The sequence below is a fragment of the Methylophaga sp. UBA678 genome, assembly GCF_002299105.1.
In the GTDB taxonomy this organism is placed as follows: Bacteria; Pseudomonadota; Gammaproteobacteria; order Nitrosococcales; family Methylophagaceae; genus Methylophaga; species Methylophaga marina.
The window spans coordinates 204,438-221,386 of sequence record NZ_DBNG01000002.1; the positions used below are offsets into that span (position 1 = coordinate 204,438).

19 protein-coding genes are annotated in these 16,949 nt (G+C 45.7%); 6 read left to right on the forward strand and 13 right to left on the reverse strand.

Translation table 11 applies throughout. From position 1 onward, the window contains the following. Positions 1-10 precede the first annotated feature (10 nt). From B3014_RS01285 to gmk, 8 genes are all read right to left on the reverse strand, one after another. Positions 11-508 (reverse strand): hypothetical protein, encoded by a 498-nt coding sequence (locus B3014_RS01285; protein ID WP_286303865.1) that lies wholly within the window; start codon positions 506-508, stop codon positions 11-13. Further along, positions 505-1,383, reverse strand: a complete 879-nt coding sequence (gene ubiA / locus B3014_RS01290) for a 4-hydroxybenzoate octaprenyltransferase (RefSeq protein ID WP_289243128.1) — start codon at positions 1,381-1,383, stop codon at positions 505-507. Before ubiA ends, B3014_RS01285 begins: the two co-directional genes overlap by 4 nt. Further along, entirely contained in the window at positions 1,380-1,922 is a 543-nt protein-coding gene (locus B3014_RS01295) for a chorismate--pyruvate lyase family protein (RefSeq protein ID WP_286303863.1), read from the reverse strand. The genes ubiA and B3014_RS01295 overlap by 4 nt, the downstream gene beginning before the upstream one ends. A 15-nt stretch (positions 1,923-1,937) precedes the next feature. Next, positions 1,938-4,025 (reverse strand): ATP-dependent DNA helicase RecG, encoded by a 2,088-nt coding sequence (recG, locus tag B3014_RS01300; RefSeq protein WP_289243127.1) that lies wholly within the window; start codon positions 4,023-4,025, stop codon positions 1,938-1,940. A gap of 26 nt (positions 4,026-4,051) precedes the next feature. Next, positions 4,052-4,438 (reverse strand): RidA family protein, encoded by a 387-nt coding sequence (locus B3014_RS01305; RefSeq protein ID WP_289243126.1) that lies wholly within the window; start codon positions 4,436-4,438, stop codon positions 4,052-4,054. A gap of 24 nt (positions 4,439-4,462) precedes the next feature. After that, complete coding sequence (locus tag B3014_RS01310; RefSeq protein WP_339608413.1) at positions 4,463-6,559, reverse strand: bifunctional (p)ppGpp synthetase/guanosine-3',5'-bis(diphosphate) 3'-pyrophosphohydrolase; 2,097 nt, start codon at positions 6,557-6,559, stop codon at positions 4,463-4,465. A 66-nt stretch (positions 6,560-6,625) separates the two neighbouring features. Further along, entirely contained in the window at positions 6,626-6,886 is a 261-nt protein-coding gene (gene rpoZ / locus B3014_RS01315) for a DNA-directed RNA polymerase subunit omega (RefSeq protein ID WP_286303858.1), read from the reverse strand. A gap of 45 nt (positions 6,887-6,931) precedes the next feature. Further along, entirely contained in the window at positions 6,932-7,549 is a 618-nt protein-coding gene (gmk, locus tag B3014_RS01320) for a guanylate kinase (protein ID WP_289243124.1), read from the reverse strand. A gap of 344 nt (positions 7,550-7,893) precedes the next feature. Here gmk and B3014_RS01325 point away from each other — a divergent pair, with 344 nt between their 5' ends. Continuing rightward, positions 7,894-8,544 (forward strand): VPLPA-CTERM sorting domain-containing protein, encoded by a 651-nt coding sequence (locus B3014_RS01325; RefSeq protein WP_286303856.1) that lies wholly within the window; start codon positions 7,894-7,896, stop codon positions 8,542-8,544. 73 nt (positions 8,545-8,617) lie between these two features. Here the strand turns inward: B3014_RS01325 and B3014_RS01330 are convergent, their stop codons facing one another. Next, positions 8,618-9,484, reverse strand: a complete 867-nt coding sequence (locus tag B3014_RS01330; RefSeq protein WP_349675861.1) for a YicC/YloC family endoribonuclease — start codon at positions 9,482-9,484, stop codon at positions 8,618-8,620. Positions 9,485-9,602: 118 nt separating this feature from the next. Between B3014_RS01330 and rph the strand changes: the two genes are divergently transcribed. The 5 genes from rph (at position 9,603) to B3014_RS01355 (ending at position 13,101) form a co-directional block, all read left to right on the forward strand. Continuing rightward, complete coding sequence (gene rph, locus B3014_RS01335; RefSeq protein ID WP_286303855.1) at positions 9,603-10,322, forward strand: ribonuclease PH; 720 nt, start codon at positions 9,603-9,605, stop codon at positions 10,320-10,322. Next, positions 10,319-10,924: an XTP/dITP diphosphatase gene (locus tag B3014_RS01340; protein WP_289243123.1), complete on the forward strand. Its 606-nt coding sequence runs from the start codon at positions 10,319-10,321 to the stop codon at positions 10,922-10,924. Before rph ends, B3014_RS01340 begins: the two co-directional genes overlap by 4 nt. 64 nt (positions 10,925-10,988) lie before the next feature. Next, the gene (locus B3014_RS01345; protein ID WP_286303853.1) at positions 10,989-11,615 is read left to right on the forward strand and encodes a hypothetical protein; all 627 of its coding nucleotides are present in this window, start codon (positions 10,989-10,991) and stop codon (positions 11,613-11,615) included. Beyond that, positions 11,615-12,775: a radical SAM family heme chaperone HemW gene (hemW, locus tag B3014_RS01350; RefSeq protein WP_286303852.1), complete on the forward strand. Its 1,161-nt coding sequence runs from the start codon at positions 11,615-11,617 to the stop codon at positions 12,773-12,775. The genes B3014_RS01345 and hemW overlap by 1 nt, the downstream gene beginning before the upstream one ends. Positions 12,776-12,810: 35 nt before the next feature. Next, on the forward strand, positions 12,811-13,101 hold the full coding sequence (locus tag B3014_RS01355; protein WP_289243121.1) for a hypothetical protein: 291 nt from the start codon (positions 12,811-12,813) through the stop codon (positions 13,099-13,101). 28 nt (positions 13,102-13,129) lie between these two features. On the opposite strand, the gene B3014_RS01360 is transcribed toward B3014_RS01355, so the two are convergent. From B3014_RS01360 to B3014_RS01375, 4 genes are all read right to left on the reverse strand, one after another. Next, on the reverse strand, positions 13,130-13,651 hold the full coding sequence (locus tag B3014_RS01360) for a hypothetical protein (protein ID WP_286303850.1): 522 nt from the start codon (positions 13,649-13,651) through the stop codon (positions 13,130-13,132). A 4-nt stretch (positions 13,652-13,655) separates the two neighbouring features. After that, positions 13,656-14,798 (reverse strand): threonine synthase, encoded by a 1,143-nt coding sequence (gene thrC, locus B3014_RS01365; protein WP_286303849.1) that lies wholly within the window; start codon positions 14,796-14,798, stop codon positions 13,656-13,658. Positions 14,799-14,832: 34 nt separating this feature from the next. After that, the gene (locus tag B3014_RS01370; RefSeq protein WP_289243120.1) at positions 14,833-16,146 is read right to left on the reverse strand and encodes a homoserine dehydrogenase; all 1,314 of its coding nucleotides are present in this window, start codon (positions 16,144-16,146) and stop codon (positions 14,833-14,835) included. A gap of 8 nt (positions 16,147-16,154) precedes the next feature. Beyond that, a partial coding sequence (locus tag B3014_RS01375; protein WP_289286883.1) for an aminotransferase class I/II-fold pyridoxal phosphate-dependent enzyme occupies positions 16,155-16,949 on the reverse strand: 795 nt, incomplete at its 5' end.

Consider the following 16,949-nt stretch of genomic DNA (forward strand, 5'->3'; position numbering starts at 1 on the left):
TAAGTAATAATTATGCTTGTTCTAGCATATTGTCTATAAGCGTTTTCTGCTTTGAAATCTCTCCTCTGAGATCAGATATTAATGATTTCAACATTTGGGCAACCGAGTTAAACCGGGTCGCATGCGTTTCGGCATGTGCGGCTTCTACAGAACAATAAATCGCCAGATAATCACCTTTAGCGACGGCCGCAGGTAACTCTTCTAATGTGGTTTTAATCTGAAATAATACTCTTTTCTTTTCTACACCAGACTCAGTGTCAGCGAGTGTCTGCAATAGCTCTTTGCAATGATCGATTTCATGTTTGATTTCCAGGCCTAACTCCTGAATACCTTGAGTCAGTACACGAAAAGCATCACCTTCAGAACCTGCCCTTGCTGCTGCGCTGACCGCATTGGAAGCGAGTAAACGCATTTTCTTTAACATGGGGTTGAGATCATCCATTGCCTCAGCCAAAGCATCCACTTGCTGCTGCAAACTCGAAGAAGAGATTTCTGCTATTGCGTTCATTTGCCCACCGACAAAATACTATAATGAATGACCAGACTTAGAAAGATAGCTAAGCCAACCCAGTTATTATTTAAAAAAGCCTGTAAACAGCGCTGCGGCTGTCGATCTTTTGCTAAAAATTGTTGATAGGCAAATAAGCCCCCAGCAACACACAGCCCTAAGTAAAAGATAAAACTCATCTCTAACTGCACACCAATCAACACCATGACAAAAATATAAGCCACCTGCATCATGCCTTGGATAATCAGATCATCATCGCCAAATAATACCGCCGTGGATTTCACCCCGGCCAGCAAATCATCCTCTCTGTCTGCCATCGCGTAAAAGGTGTCATACATGGTTGTCCAGATAATATTGGCTAAGAAAAGTAACCAAGCCATCACCGGCACAGAATTAGTCTGTGCAGCATAGGCCATTGGGATGGCCCAACCGAATGCCATGCCTAAATAAATCTGAGGGAAATAGGTATAACGCTTCATGAAAGGGTATGTCGCGGCAAGGAAAACACCACCCAACGATAACCAAACAGTCAACGTATTCAGCATCGATACTAATATAAACGCCACCAATGCCATGCCGATAAAAACATAGATGGCTTGCCGGGCAGTCAGCTCACCTGTTGCTAAAGGGCGGTTTTGAGTTCGCCAGACGCTGCCATCAATTTCCCTATCGGCAAAATCATTGATCGCACAGCCAGCAGAGCGCATTAGAATGACGCCCAAGATAAAAACCACCAGCACCGTGATATCAGGCAGGCCTTCTGCAGCAATCCACAAAGCGGATAATGTTGGCCATAACAAAAGTAATATGCCAATGGGTCTATCCAGTCGCATCAACTGAATATAAGGCATAACACGTCGTTGAACCTCTCTCACACATGACTCCATTTTTCTGAAGGCAGAAATATTTCACACACCAGTACAGGCTGACCTTTCAAATAAAAACATGATCGTCTTGCCCATAAAACATCAGGACAAATATCCAAAGCTTCCGTAGCCAATTGATACAACCAATGTTGCGGTGTGAGTTGCGCCACCTGAATCTCACTCCGGCTTAAGGAGGGTTCATCAAATAACATTTGGCCCAATGGCTTTACACCTAGGTTATCGAACCGAGACGGCAAGACTTGATAGGTGGATTGAGGAATAATTGTTCTGGCATAGATTTCAGGCGTATCACCATCACACAACAATACCTCACGACCCAGCTGAATACGTTGCAAAGGTTGCTGTAAAAACAGACTTTCTTCAGGCAAAGCGGTCTGCCAGTCGTAGTGTAATAATTCGACATTCACCGCGTGCTCACTGACATGTTGCAGTCGCTTGGTAAGTGACCCCGTATCTGTCAACCACTCACGTAAATCATAAGGTAATGATTGTTTTCGGGCTGGCAGCCAGTGTGTCCAATGCTTCATTTAAAATCCAACAAATTAAACATGACCGAAATCAAGTTTGTGAGCAAACCAACGGGTCACCAGCGCTTCTGCTTTCACTGGTGCTAACTTCAACATCGTATTTGCCGCCTGTTCCATCACCGCTAAAAGCTCCTGATCCTCGAGCAAGTTGGCAACCCTGAATTGTGGCAGACCTGTCTGCCGCGTGCCCAACACTTCACCCGGCCCTCGAATTTCCAGATCACGCTGCGCGATCACAAAACCGTCATTACTCTCACGCAAACACTTCAATCTGGCCCGACCATTTTCAGACAGTGGCGCATGGTACATCAAAACACAATGACTCTCGACCTGACCTCGTCCTACTCGACCACGTAGCTGATGAAGCTGAGCGAGTCCAAGCCGTTCAGCATTTTCAATGACCATTAAGCTGGCATTCGGTACGTCCACCCCCACTTCAATAACGGTGGTTGCCACCAGCATATCGAGTTCTGCAGATTTGAATGCCGCCATCACCTGCTCTTTTTGTGCTGATTTCATACGGCCATGGACCAGACCGATTTTCAAATCCGGTAAGCAATCCTGCAGAGTGGTTGCCGTATCTTCTGCTGCCTGACACTGCAGATGTTCAGACTCTTCTATTAAAGTACAGACCCAATACACCTGACGCTGCTGCTGACAAGCGGCATGAACGCGTTCAATCACATCCTGACGCCGACTATCCGCGACCACAACCGTCGTCACGGGGGTTCTGCCTGGTGGTAACTCATCAATCACAGACACACTTAAATCAGCATATGCTGTCATCGCCAACGTACGTGGAATCGGTGTTGCCGTCATCACTAACTGGTGTGGCATGGTATCCACATCACGACCTTTATCGCGCAAGGCCAGACGCTGATGCACACCAAAACGATGCTGCTCATCAATGACGACCAGTCCCAGATGATTAAATATGACTTCATCCTGAAACAAGGCATGAGTGCCAACGGCTACTTTTATTTCGCCCGATTTGAGCTGCTCCAGCACCTGTCGCCGTTCAGTTGCAGTCTGCTTACCGGCACACCAGCCAACTGTCATTCCCAACGGTGTCAGCCATTGTGTGAAGGTTTTGAAATGTTGCTCTGCCAGCAATTCTGTTGGCGCCATCATCACAGCTTGTGAACCTGCACTCACGGCATCAATAGCCGCCAACGCCGCTACGACAGTTTTACCGGAACCCACATCACCCTGAACCAGGCGCTGCATGGGAAAAGGCTGTGTCATATCCGCTTCTATTTCAGTCAACACACGTTGTTGAGCCGCCGTTAACGGAAATGGCAACTGACGCAATAAAGCTTCGCGTTGAGTCCGGTCTGGCTTGAGTTCAGGCGCACGATGATGCTGTGTCTGCTGACGCAACTTTTTCATCGTCAGTTGCTGTGCTAGTAACTCTTCATAGGCCAGTCTTTTTTGCGCGGGATGTTGTCTGTCAATCAGTTGCTGAACCGGCGCATCAGGTGGCGGTTGATGTACAAATTTTAAGGCCTCGGTCAATGAGAACTCAGCCACATCATGACAACGTGCTTCAGGTATGACCAGCTCAGGCATTAACCCATTTTCCAGAAAGCTCAATGCCTGTTTAATCAGCTTTCGAAGAGAAAGCTGATGCAATCCTTCAGTCGTCGGATAAACTGGCGTCAGTTCTGATTCCACTGGCACAATGTTACTGGCATCGATTAATTGATACTCAGGATGGACCATCTCAAAGCTGGAAGGACCGTTGCGAATTTCACCAAAGCAGCGAATTTTTCGGCCTTTTTCTAGCTGTAATTGCTGGGCTTTGGAAAAATGAAAGAAACGCAGGATGAGAGATCCGGTGCCATCTGAGATATGGCACAACAGAGACCGACGGCGACCAAACTTCACTTGTGAAATCTGGATAGTGCCTTCCACCAAGACTTCTTGTTGTAATTTGAGTGCCCCAAGAGGCATCAACCGAGTTCGGTCCTGATATCTGAGAGGAAGGTGGAACAGCAGATCCTGGATCTGCTGTACCCCAATTTTGACAAGACGTTCGGCAACTTTGCCACCTACGCCTTTTAGAGAAGTGACTGGTTGTGATAATCCATTATCCGCCACCACAACCTTAAACTCCTAAAATTTAATAATTACGCATTCAGATGCAAAATTGCATCCATTTCCACAGGCACATCTTTAGGTAAAGAAGCCACACCAATCGCTGCACGAGCAGGATAAGGCTGTCCAAAATATTCTGTCATGATGTCATTTACCGCACCGAAATAACTTAAATCGGTCAGGTAGATATTTAACTTCACGACGTCCTGCAAGCTACCACCTGATGCTTTCGCAACCGCAGATAAGTTGTCAAACACACGTCTTACTTGTGTATTGAAATCACCTTCGATAACCGTCATGGTTTCAGGCACCAACGGAATTTGGCCTGAAAGATAGACGATGTCACCTACTTTCACAGCTTGTGAGTATGGGCCAATCGCTTCAGGGGCATCCGCTGTATGAATAATTTCGCGAGACATTCATTTCTCCATCAAAGTCTGGTTTTAATTAATACGAGTAATTCTTTCTACCATGTCGAGGCGACGTAAACGGCGAATAACACGGGCTAAATGCTGTCGGTTAGCTACTTCGATGGTCAGACGTAAATCAGAATAACCACCATCGCGTTCATCGACGACAACATTATCAATATTCGAATCAGATTCAGAAACCACTGCCGCAATGGTAGCAAGGACACCGCGTTGGTTTTTCACATGAATCATGATGTCGACCGGGAAATCACGCGATACATCCGGCGACCAGGCAACGTCGAGCCATTTCTCATTTTGCACACGGAGATTAGAGGTATTTTTACAGCCACGTTGATGAATGATAATGCCTCGACCGCTACTGACATAACCATGAATAGGATCGCCAGGGATCGGATGGCAACAACGAGCAAAGCTGACCACCATGCCTTCTGTGCCCGCGATCATCAGCGCTTGTGCTTCTGTATCCGGAGTCGATTCATGCACCAGTTTCTGTGCAATTAACAAGGCAGAATGGTTACCTAAACCAATGTCCTCTAACAAGTCATCAAACTGTTTCAGTTCAAACTCATTGATCAGCTCATTAAAGCGTTCAACCGGGATCTCATCCAGATTGGTGGAAAACGCGGTCAAATGTTTATTTAACAAGCGACGACCAAGCAGCACGGCTTCTTCCGTCTGCAAGTGTCGTAAATAATTACGAATATTGGTTCGTGCTTTGGCCGTCACAACAAAGTTGAGCCAGGCAGGATTTGGATGTGAAGCCGGTGAGGTAATGATTTCCACAGATTCACCTGTTTCCAGCTGACTGCTTAACGGCACCAGATGACGACCAACTCGGGCAGCGACGCAATTGTTACCAACATCACTGTGAACGGCATAGGCAAAGTCCACCGCTGTCGCACCTCTTGGTAAGGTGAGAATCTCACCCTTAGGCGTAGACACGTAAATTTCATCCGGGAATAAATCAATACGCAGATTTTCCAGAAACTCCATAGAGTCGCCGGATCCTTTCTGCATTTCCAGAATCCCTTGCAACCACTGGCGCGCCTTACGATGCGCTAGATTATTACCGACGGATTCACCGGTTTTATATAACCAGTGAGCAGCGACACCCGCTTCTGCCATGTGGTCCATATCACGAGAGCGAATCTGCACTTCAATCGGTACACCGTATGGGCCAAACAACACAGTATGTAAGGACTGGTAACCATTAGCTTTAGGAATCGCAATATAATCTTTGAATTTACCTTGTACCGGTTTGTACAAGTTATGCACTACGCCCAGCATCCGGTAACAGGCGTCAACATCATCCACGATAATACGGAAAGCATAGACATCCATCACTTCAGAAAATGACAGTTGTTTGCTGACCATTTTTTTGTACAGGCTGTAGAGGTTTTTTTCACGCCCCTGAATGTCGGCACTCAAGCCTTCCTGCTCCATCCGATTCAGAATAGAAGCGGTGATCTGCGTGACAATTTCTTTGCGGTTACCACGAGATTTACGCACAGCATCTTGAAGTACACGATAACGAATCGGATACAGAACGTGGAACCCTAGGTCTTCGAGTTCACAACGCATTAAATTCATACCCAGACGTTGGGCTATCGGTGCATAGATATCCAGCGTTTCGTTGGCGATACGACGGCGTTTTTCAGGGCGTAAATGACCCAAGGTGCGCATATTGTGGAGACGATCGGCCAGTTTGACGATGATGACACGAATATCACGTGACATCGCCAGTAGCATTTTTCTTAAGTTTTCCGCTTGAGCATGCTTTTGGGTTTCAAAAGCCGCTTTGGCTAATTTGGTGACACCTTCAACCAACTCACCCACTTCTTCACCAAACTCGGCGGCCAGGTCAGCTTTTGTTAGCGCGGTGTCTTCAATCACATCATGAAGCAATCCGGCCATGATACATTCATAATCCATATGCATCATGGCCAGAACATGGGCGACGGCTAGTGGGTGGGTGATATAACGTTCACCACTTCGACGAGTCTGGCCCTCATGTGCGTGGTCCGCAAAATGATAAGCTCGTCGAATCGAATCAACTTGACCGGATTCGAGATAGTTAGCCGTCGCATAGCACAAGTCATCGATTGTCAGTTTGGGTTCTGACTCTTGGATATAGTCCAGTTCAGAGGCAACGGATGGCTTGGCACTCACGGTAGTTTATTCTTCCGTTTGTAATTCTTCGTCGCTAACGATGCTTTCTGATGCATGTTCACGAGCACTGGTTTTTTCTAAGATTTCACGTCCAACCAAACCTGCAGCAATCTCACGTAACGCTAAAACGGTAGGTTTATCATTATCCAGGCTAACCATAGCGTCATCACCCATGGCAATTTCGCGTGCGCGTTTTGAGGCAACCAGGACTAATTGGAAACGGTTATCAACATTTTCTAAACAATCTTCAACAGTAGTACGAGCCATGGTTTTTCCCAGTTAAAATTTAAAGAATCAATTTTACGAAATATCTCAGCGTTGAGCCAGTAATTCAGTGATTAAGTCTGCTTGACTATTTTTCTGAATAGCTAAGGAATGACGCTGTGCCACGATGATTGATGACAAACTAGTTAATGCCTGCTCAAAATCATCGTTAACGATTATGTAGTCAAATTCAACATAGTGCGAAATTTCGTTCTCTGCATCCAGCATACGCCTAGCAATGACATCCTCATTATCCTGACCTCGATTGCGTAAGCGTTGTTCCAGCGTCGCTTTTGATGGTGGCAGAATAAAAATGCCTATTGCCTGCGGGAAATTATTTCTGACCTGTTGCGCTCCTTGCCAGTCAATTTCCAAGATGACATCAAAGCCGTCAGCTAATAACGACTTAACTGTATCAGATGAGGTGCCGTAGCTATTATCAAACACCGTTGCTGATTCCAGAAATTTCCCGGCATCTCGCATCGCTGAAAACGTTTGCTGATCGACAAAATGGTAATCTTTACCATTGACTTCGCCCTCTCTAGGCGGACGAGTCGTGTGTGAAACGGATAGTTTAATTTCCGCATGTTGTGAGATAAGTGCATTCACTAAACTCGTTTTGCCTGCACCCGACGGTGCAGCCACTATAAAAAGATTACCCATCATATTTCGAACGCTGTAAGGAATAGTTGGGTAATTATGACAAAAAGCCCTCCGTTTCACCATGAAGGATCAATCCTGATGAATGCGAGTTAGACATAATTCTGTGATTAATTTGGCTAAATAATTTTGTTTAATGGAATAGTTCACATTTAGTTAGAATGTCAGCATAATGTTGCGAGCAACTTAGTTACGCGCATTAGTACCAAAGTACAATACGAAATAAATGCGTCTAGGCATATAATTAAATTTAAGAATAAAAAACAGAGTTGATATCGCAATGGAGCTACATACCTCTTCGAGATAAATGAACTCCGTGATTAATAACTTCCTCACTCTAGGAGAGGACAATGAAAACTTTAAAGATTTTTGCCAGTGTGGCCCTATCACTTTTCATCGCTAGTTCAGCATCGGCTGCACATTTAAGCGATGAAGTGATATATGCAACCAAGAATAAAAAAGAAAGCACCATCCAGCATTTCGCCGGGGCTTATCAATACGTGAGTACAGATGGAAGCTTCTCAGCTGGTACCGGCCCTGATTATGCTTATCAGCTAAATCCCAAAGCGACAACGAACGCTGTGAAACAGGCTGAGCTCAATACCGCTTTTGATGCTGCTGCCGGTTCTGGCAAGTATGCTGAACTGGTCGGTTACGATGTACTGGATTTTTACAGCACGGGTTCATACCCTGCGGCAACAGAAAATACAGACTTTTTCACATCTGATGTCTTCTCGACGGGTTATGTGAATACAACGTCACTGGGTCTGACATTTGAAGGTATTATGCTCAAGTCAGGTAACACAACATTTGTTGCTCTGTTTGACGATGCGGTATCTGAACTGTATTTCAAAAGCTTCATTAAACAAGGCATATCGCATATTGCCTTATTCAACACAGCCAACATTTCAGCAGTACCAGTACCTGCGGCGTTATGGCTGTTTGCTCCAGCATTACTTGGTTTAGTTGGCTTGCGCAGAAAACAATCAACCATTAAGTAAGTTTGTCGTCAAAGCTCAAAAAAAAACGCGGCCAAAAGCCGCGTTTTTTTATGTCTGAATGAAAAGTTATTTCTCACTCGATATTCTGAATCTGCTCACGCATCTGTTCGATTAACACTTTTAGATCCACCGAATAACGTGTGGTATCGGTATCAATCGATTTAGAGCCCAGGGTATTGGCTTCACGATTCAATTCCTGCATCAGAAAATCCAGTCGACGGCCAATAGGTTCATCGCGCTTTAGAGTATGTTTCACTTCATTCACATGATTCTGTAAGCGATCGATTTCTTCAGCGACATCCGCTTTTTGTGCTAACAGCACCATTTCCTGCTCAAGGCGTTCCGGCTCCAGATTCACTTCAAGCTCAGCAATCCGGTCTGATAATTTTTGACGGTGACTGGCAACAATTTCTGGTAAGCGTGTTTTCGTTTGTTCTGCAATATCATTTATTTGCTCACAACGCTGAATAATCATTTGCTCCAGAGCTGCACCTTCACGTTCCCTTGTCGCTACCAGGTCAGCCAGAGCATGTTTTAAAGACTCGAGCACCGTGGCTTGTAACGCATCCTGATCCAGGCTTTCTGTTTGAATGACACCAGGCCATTGCATCACACGCAAGATATCGATTGGCGCAGCACTGTCTGTAAACGAAGCGAGCTGTTGATAGTTCTCCATGACGGCTTTAGCTAAGTCGACATTCGTTTGCAATGCACTCTGCGTTTGCTCAGGTGCACGGTAACGAAGTGCTACTTCAACCTTACCTCGGCTTAGCGTGTCGCTGATGAGTTTGCGCATTGCCATTTCAAATGGGCGAAAACTTTCTTCTAAACGGAAAGAGACTTCTAGATAACGATGATTTACTGAGCGAATTTCCCAGCTCAAGCTGCCAAGCTCTGTTTGCTCCTCATGGCGGGCAAAGGCGGTCATACTTCGTGTCACAGTCATGTCCTATTTCTGAGTTAATCTGACATCTTACCGAAAACAGGTAACAAAAAGCATCTGCGGCGGTGATTTATGGCAGGTATAATAGATTAAATTTGACTGAGGAAAAGCGAATATGCGTCCAAGTGGTCGTCAAGCCAATGAACTAAGACTGGTTAATATCACCCGTAACTACACCAAACATGCTGAAGGCTCCGTACTGGTAGAATTTGGTGACACCAAAGTACTTTGTACAGCCACCGTTGAAGAACGTATTCCACAATTTTTACGTGGCTCAGGTGAAGGTTGGGTCACGGCTGAATATGGCATGCTTCCTCGCTCTACTGGCAGCCGTATGCAACGTGAAGCAGCCAGAGGTAAACAAGGCGGCCGCACGATGGAAATTCAGCGTCTTATCGGTCGCTCATTACGTGCCGCAATTGACCTGAAATCATTAGGCGAACGTAGTATCACTATTGATTGTGATGTGATTCAAGCTGATGGCGGTACTCGTACCGCGTCTATTACTGGTGCTTATGTCGCTCTGCATGATGCCATCAGTCATTTAATCAAAACTAAAAAGTTAAAATCCAGCCCCCTGCATGGTCAGGTCGCATCCATCTCTGTTGGCATTTATAACGGTACACCAGTCTTAGATCTGGACTATGATGAAGACTCATCTGCTGAAACTGATATGAATGTAGTGATGAATGACGCCGGTGCTTATATCGAATTACAGGGTACTGCTGAAGGTCATGCATTCCGAGCTGAAGAGTTACAATCTATGTTGGATTTAGCCAGCCACGGCATTAGTCAGTTAATGGAAAAACAACGGGAAGTACTGGCAGCATCATGAAAAAAATCGTCTTAGCAACCGGCAATCAAGGCAAACTGCGTGAGTTTGCACAATTACTTGCTCCTCTCAAAATTGAGATCGTCTCACAAGCCGATCTCGATGTCATTGAGGCTGAAGAAACCGGTTTAAGCTTTGTCGAAAATGCCATCATTAAAGCGCGTAATGCCTGTCACCAAACAGGCTTGGCTGCTATAGCTGATGATTCAGGTATTGAAGTAGATGCCCTGCGCGGTGCGCCGGGCATTTATTCTTCTCGTTATGCAGGCAGTTCTGCCAGTGATGAAGAAAATGTTGCCGCCCTGCTCTCGGCCTTGAAAGATGTACCGGCATCGGAACGAAGTGCACGGTTCCAATGTGTGATTGTCTTCATGCGTCATGCTGAGGACCCCACTCCCTTAATCTTTCAAGGAAGCTGGCAAGGTCAGATTATGACGGAAGCACTCGGCGAGGGAGGCTTTGGCTATGACCCTATCTTTTTTGTCCCTGAAACAGACTGCAGTGCAGCCGAACTTAGCTCAGAACAGAAACATGCTATCAGCCATCGCGGCCAGGCTATGCGCCAGTTTATAGAAGAGTTTCCATACAGCCGTCATCAGTTCTGATTACTCAGATACCACGCTTCAACAGTGTTAACTGACCATGTGCCGTTTCCCCTTTCCACTTCTCATGATGACGTTAGCGCTATCGGCCTGCACGACTTATGACTCTGATCGCCCCATCACGCCGATTCGTAGCGGGCAAAACCTGAGTGATATCTGGGACAATCATTATCGTTTTTTTATTGGTCAACCAAATCCAGCACTTTTCTCCGTCTGCCATAGCATGAGCTGTTACAGAATCAGTGAAGTCAGCCTGAGTGAACAAGATTGGTCAGGCATACTCAACTTATTCAATAAAACAACCAATGCTCATGAAGAACGACAGGCCATTCAACAAGCCATTGCCAACCTGGAGACGCTGATCGGAAAACAAATTGGCAGCGAGAAAGATTTAGCGCGTAACCAGATTGCCAATAATCGCTTTGGTCAATTGGACTGCGTGGATGAAGCCACCAATACCAGTGTTTACCTGCGTATGCTTGAGAAAGCCGGTGTTCTAAAATGGCATACCTCTGCTTCACGTACTTCACGGGGTATTTTTCAGGGACAGGCGCCACATAACACCGCCACCATCATTGATACACAAACGCACACTCGTTATGCCGTAGACTCCTGGTTTTATGGCAATGGCGAAATGCCTGTCATTATTTATTTAGATGATTGGAAGGCAGGCTGGGAACCGGAATCAAACTAATGTTTAACTTTACATCCTTACCACCACTTAGTCTGTATATTCACGTTCCCTGGTGTGTGCGTAAATGTCCCTATTGTGATTTTAACTCCCATGATAATCATCAATCTCTGCCAGAATCGGCTTATATTGATGCACTGATACGCGATCTGGAACAAGAATTACCCCTGATTTGGGGACGGTCAATTAATACGGTATTTATTGGCGGCGGCACACCCAGTCTGTTTTCAGCTGAAGCCTATGATCGGCTATTCTCATCGCTGCGGGCCTTACTGCCTTTACAACATGATGCTGAAATTACACTGGAAGCTAATCCGGGTACGGTAGAAGCCGGTCGTTTTCATGAATATCGTGATGTGGGCATCAACCGGTTAAGTATTGGTATTCAAAGCTTCGACCAGAATGCTTTGCAGGCGTTAGGCCGAATTCATGACGGTCAGCAAGCGATCAAAGCGGTTGAATATGCTCATCAAGCTGGCTTTGATAGTTTTAATCTGGATCTGATGTTTGGTTTGCCTGGACAGGATGAGAAAAAAGCGCGACATGATGTTGAAACGGCCATTGCACTTGCCCCACCGCATATTTCTTACTATCAATTAACGATAGAACCCAACACCTTGTTTTACTCTCAGCCACCGAGCCTGCCGGATGATGATCCGATCTATGATTGGCAACTGACCAATCAGGCGCGTCTGGCTGAAGCAGGCTACAAACAGTATGAAACCTCGGCCTATGCACAAAAAGGTCATCAATGTCGGCATAATGTTAATTACTGGCGCTTTGGTGATTATATTGGTATCGGCGCTGGCGCACATGGCAAAATCAGCAGTGTTTCTCCACAGCAAATTCAGCGACGAGTTAAACAAAAACAACCACAGAAGTATATGGAAACGGCAGGCACAGAAGCGGGCTTAGTTGAGAAAACGCTGGTCAGCCCGGATGAGGTAGGCTTTGAGTTTATGCTTAATGCGATGCGCTTACTGGATGGCGTACCCACGCCCCTTTTCCAGCAGCATACCGGTGTGCCGATTTCGACGATAAGACGAGCTATGCAGCAAGCTGAGCAGTTAGAGTTATTAGAGCATACGATCGAGAAAATCCGACCCACAGAAAAAGGCCAACGTTACCTGAATAGTCTGATTGAGCTATTTATAGAGGCATAGTATGCTTTTTCGCATACTTCTTTAAGGAAACGTCTATGACGACTCGTTCTCTACTTATCATTGGCACAGCATTATTCTCTTTTACAAACCTGTGCCAAGCAGAAGTGATCTCCATTACTGATCCCAGCTATGAAGTGGCTAATGATCCTACAGGGATTGTCCGGCCGACCAGAGGCATGAGCATGGCTCAGGTTAAACAACAGTTTGGAGAACCGCAATCAACGCAGCCAGCGGTTGGCCAGCCCCCCATTACACGTTGGGAATATAAAAAGTTTGAAGTGGTATTTGAATACGACAAAGTGATTCATTCAGTTGTCGTGAGATAAGAACTAAGACAACTCAATAACAGAAAACTTAATCGTCCTGACTGGGCTCAGGTTCAATATTCAGGAAACGTTTTAATGCCCATTTCGGCAGCGTTCCCATTCTAGCGTGATGAAGAGAATCTGATTCAATCACGATCAATACCAATACGCTCACCAGCGTTGGCAGAATACCTAAACCACCAATCATAGCGTAGACGGCTTCTTTCATCATGCCAAGATACATATGACCCAGCACACCTAAGGTCGACACGCTAACAAGCAGTATAAGAATCATCATAAAAAAACGACTCCAGCGGCGTGCTACTTGCCAATGCGCCCAGACGAATTCGCCGTCTTCACGTTTTACCTTACTGGATCGCCAGTAAGTATATCCCAGTGCCATAAATGAAATTAATGGCACCAGGAATAGATACTTCATGTACGACGGACCAAACGTCGAAATCGCGGTAAACACAAGAATATGGTTACCAATTAAGTTACTCAGAAAAATATCATGGGGCAACTTGGCGCGAGCGATTTCCTTTTCGGTAGGGTCCGCGTAATAAGTCATATCATTACACCATATTATTCAAAATGGCTTCACGAACAGCGTCAAGTTCAGCATTTACGGTGACGACAGCAGAAGTACTTTGTTTAATAGCAGTATCAGGATCTTTTAAACCATGACCCGTTAATGTACAGACAATCGTACTGCCTTCGGGAATCTTGCCTGATTTCACATCACGCAATGCTCCAGCTAGAGAAGTAGCTGATGCAGGCTCACAGAACACACCTTCTTTTTCAGCTAATAATTTCTGTGCAGCCAGGATTTCTTCATCTGAACATTCATCAAACCAACCACCTGACTCTTCTTTCACCTGCCAGGCTTTATCCCAGCTTTGTGGGTGACCAATACGAATTGCAGTCGCCACCGTCTCAGGATCGTCTACCATGTGTCCACGCATGAACGGTGCACTACCAGCGGCTTGGTAGCCAATCATCTTAGGACGGTTACCGACGATAGCACCACCGGCATATTTGCATTTACCACCACAATACGCACATGCATCAGTGACATGGTCACCTGAATCACATGAATACTCACAATAACCAATCCAGTGAGCGGTGATATTACCGGCATTACCAACAGGTAAACAGTGATAATCAGGTGCACGACCTAACTCTTCAACGATCTCAAAAGCGGCTGTTTTTTGACCTTGTAAACGGTATGGATTGATAGAGTTAACAATAGTGACTGGTGCATGATCAGCCACTTCTTTAACTAACTGCATACCCTGATCAAAGTTACCTTTGATTTGAATCACGGTTGCGCCGTGCATCATCGCCTGAGCCAATTTGCCTTGTGCAATTTTGCCGTCAGGAATAAGTACAAATGCAGCGATGCCGGCACGTGCCGCATAGGCAGCAGCGGCAGCAGATGTATTACCTGTTGAAGCACAGATAATCGCTTTACTACCCTCTTCTACTGCTTTCGTTACGGCCATGGTCATACCACGGTCTTTGAAAGAGCCAGTTGGGTTCAGGCCTTCGTACTTAACATAAATATCGACATCCTTACCCAGCTCTTTTGTAATGTGGTTGAGCTTAATAAGCGGGGTATTGCCTTCACCAAGACTGATCAGGCGGGTATCGTCATTGACTGGTAAACGGTCGCGATAGCGCTCAATTAATCCAGTGTAACGTGGTCGAAATGACATAATAATTTCCTCTAAATGAATGCTTTATACAGGCTTAACCACCAAGCGATTCCATGCGAATACGCATAATGGAATCGGGTACAGTGTCCAGCGCTTCAATTTGCGCTATCGCCTGATCCATATTTTTTTCAATGACAGCTTGCGTCAGCATGATGATGGGCACCATTCCCTCATGTTCTTCAGGCTGCTTCTGCAAGATAGCTTCAATATTGATGCCTTCCTTGCTTAAAATTCGTGTGATATCCGCTAATACACCCGGTTTATCCAGCGTGTGGATACGTAGGTAATATGATGTCACAACTTCTGACATCGGCAGAATAGGCGTATCTTTCAATGCATCTGGTTGGAAAGCCAAGTGTGGTACGCGGTTTTCAGGATCGGTAGTCAATGCGCGGACAATATCCACAATATCAGCCACGACAGCTGAAGCCGTCGCTTCTGAACCAGCGCCAGCGCCATAGTAAAGCGTTGGGCCAACCGCATCCCCTTTCACCACCACCGCATTCATTACGCCATTGACATTAGCCAATAAACGACGCTGTGGAATCAATGTCGGATGAACTCGTAATTCCACGCCAGATGTTGTTTTCTTCGCGATGCCAAGATGTTTGATTCTATAACCCAACTCATTGGCATTTAACACGTCTTCCTGAGCAATACGACTGATGCCTTCGGTGTAACATTTATCGAACTGTAATGGGATGCCAAAGGCAATGGAGGCCATGATGGTCAGCTTATGCGCCGCATCAATACCTTCAATATCGAAGGTAGGATCTGCTTCAGCATAACCCAGCGCCTGTGCTTCCGCTAACACGTCAGCAAAGTCCCGGCCTTTTTCCCGCATTTCTGTCAGGATGAAGTTGCCTGTACCGTTGATAATGCCTGCCAGCCATTCAATACGATTACCAGCCAAACCTTCACGCATCGCTTTGATGATAGGAATACCACCAGCAACAGCCGCTTCAAAAGAGATGGTGACGCCTCTTTCCTGAGCGAGCTCAAATAGCTCGTTACCGTGCATGGCAATAAGCGCTTTGTTGGCTGTCACGACATGCTTGCCGTTTTCGATGGCTTTTATTACCAACTCTTTCGCCACACCGGTACCGCCAATCAATTCAACCACAATCTGAATGTCAGGATCGTTGATGATGTCAAAAGCATCATCCGTTAAATTGATAGCAGAAGTGTCACAGCCTTTAGGTTTATCAAGGTCACGATCAGCAGCGCGATATATTTCAATATCACGACCTGCACGACGACTGATTTCTCTCGAGTTCCGGGTTAATACGTTGACAGTACCACTACCAACCGTCCCTAAGCCCAGAATTCCGATTTTTACTGATTGCACTCTGCCCCCTACGGTTTTCTCATCATGTCACGGATCCCACGGATCGCCTGACGTGTACGATGTTCGTTTTCGATCAATCCAAAGCGAACGTAATCATCACCATACTCACCAAAACCAATACCAGGTGAGACAGCCACTTTCGCTTCTTTCAATAATTTTTTACTAAATTCTAATGAGCCAAGCTCACGATATTTCTCTGGAATTTTTGCCCATACAAACATGGTCGCTTTCGGTTTTTCAACCTGCCAGCCAATCGCATTTAAACCATCACACAAGACATCACGACGACTTCTGTATGTTTCAACAATCTCATCAACACAATCCTGTGGTCCTTCCAAGGCGGTGATGGCTGCTACCTGAATCGGTGTAAACATACCGTAATCCAAGTAGGACTTCATCCGCGCCAGAGCAGCAATTAATGTTGGGTTACCAGACATAAAGCCAACACGCCAACCAGGCATATTGTATGTTTTTGACAGTGTGTAAAACTCCACAGCCACTTCTTTCGCGCCTGGTATTTGTAAGATGGAAGGTGCTTTATAACCATCGAACACGATTTCACCATACGCTAAATCATGCACCACCCAGATTTTATGCTCGCGAGCAAAATCCACAACCTTCTGGAAAAAGTCCAAATCCACGCATTGAGTAGTGGGATTACCGGGAAAGTTAAGCACCAGCATTTTAGGTTTAGGCCATGAATCTTTGACCGACTTTTCTAACTCCGCAAAAAAGTCTACATCCGGGGTAAGCGGCACATGGCGAATATCTGCACCAGCGATAACAAAACCATAAGGATGAAT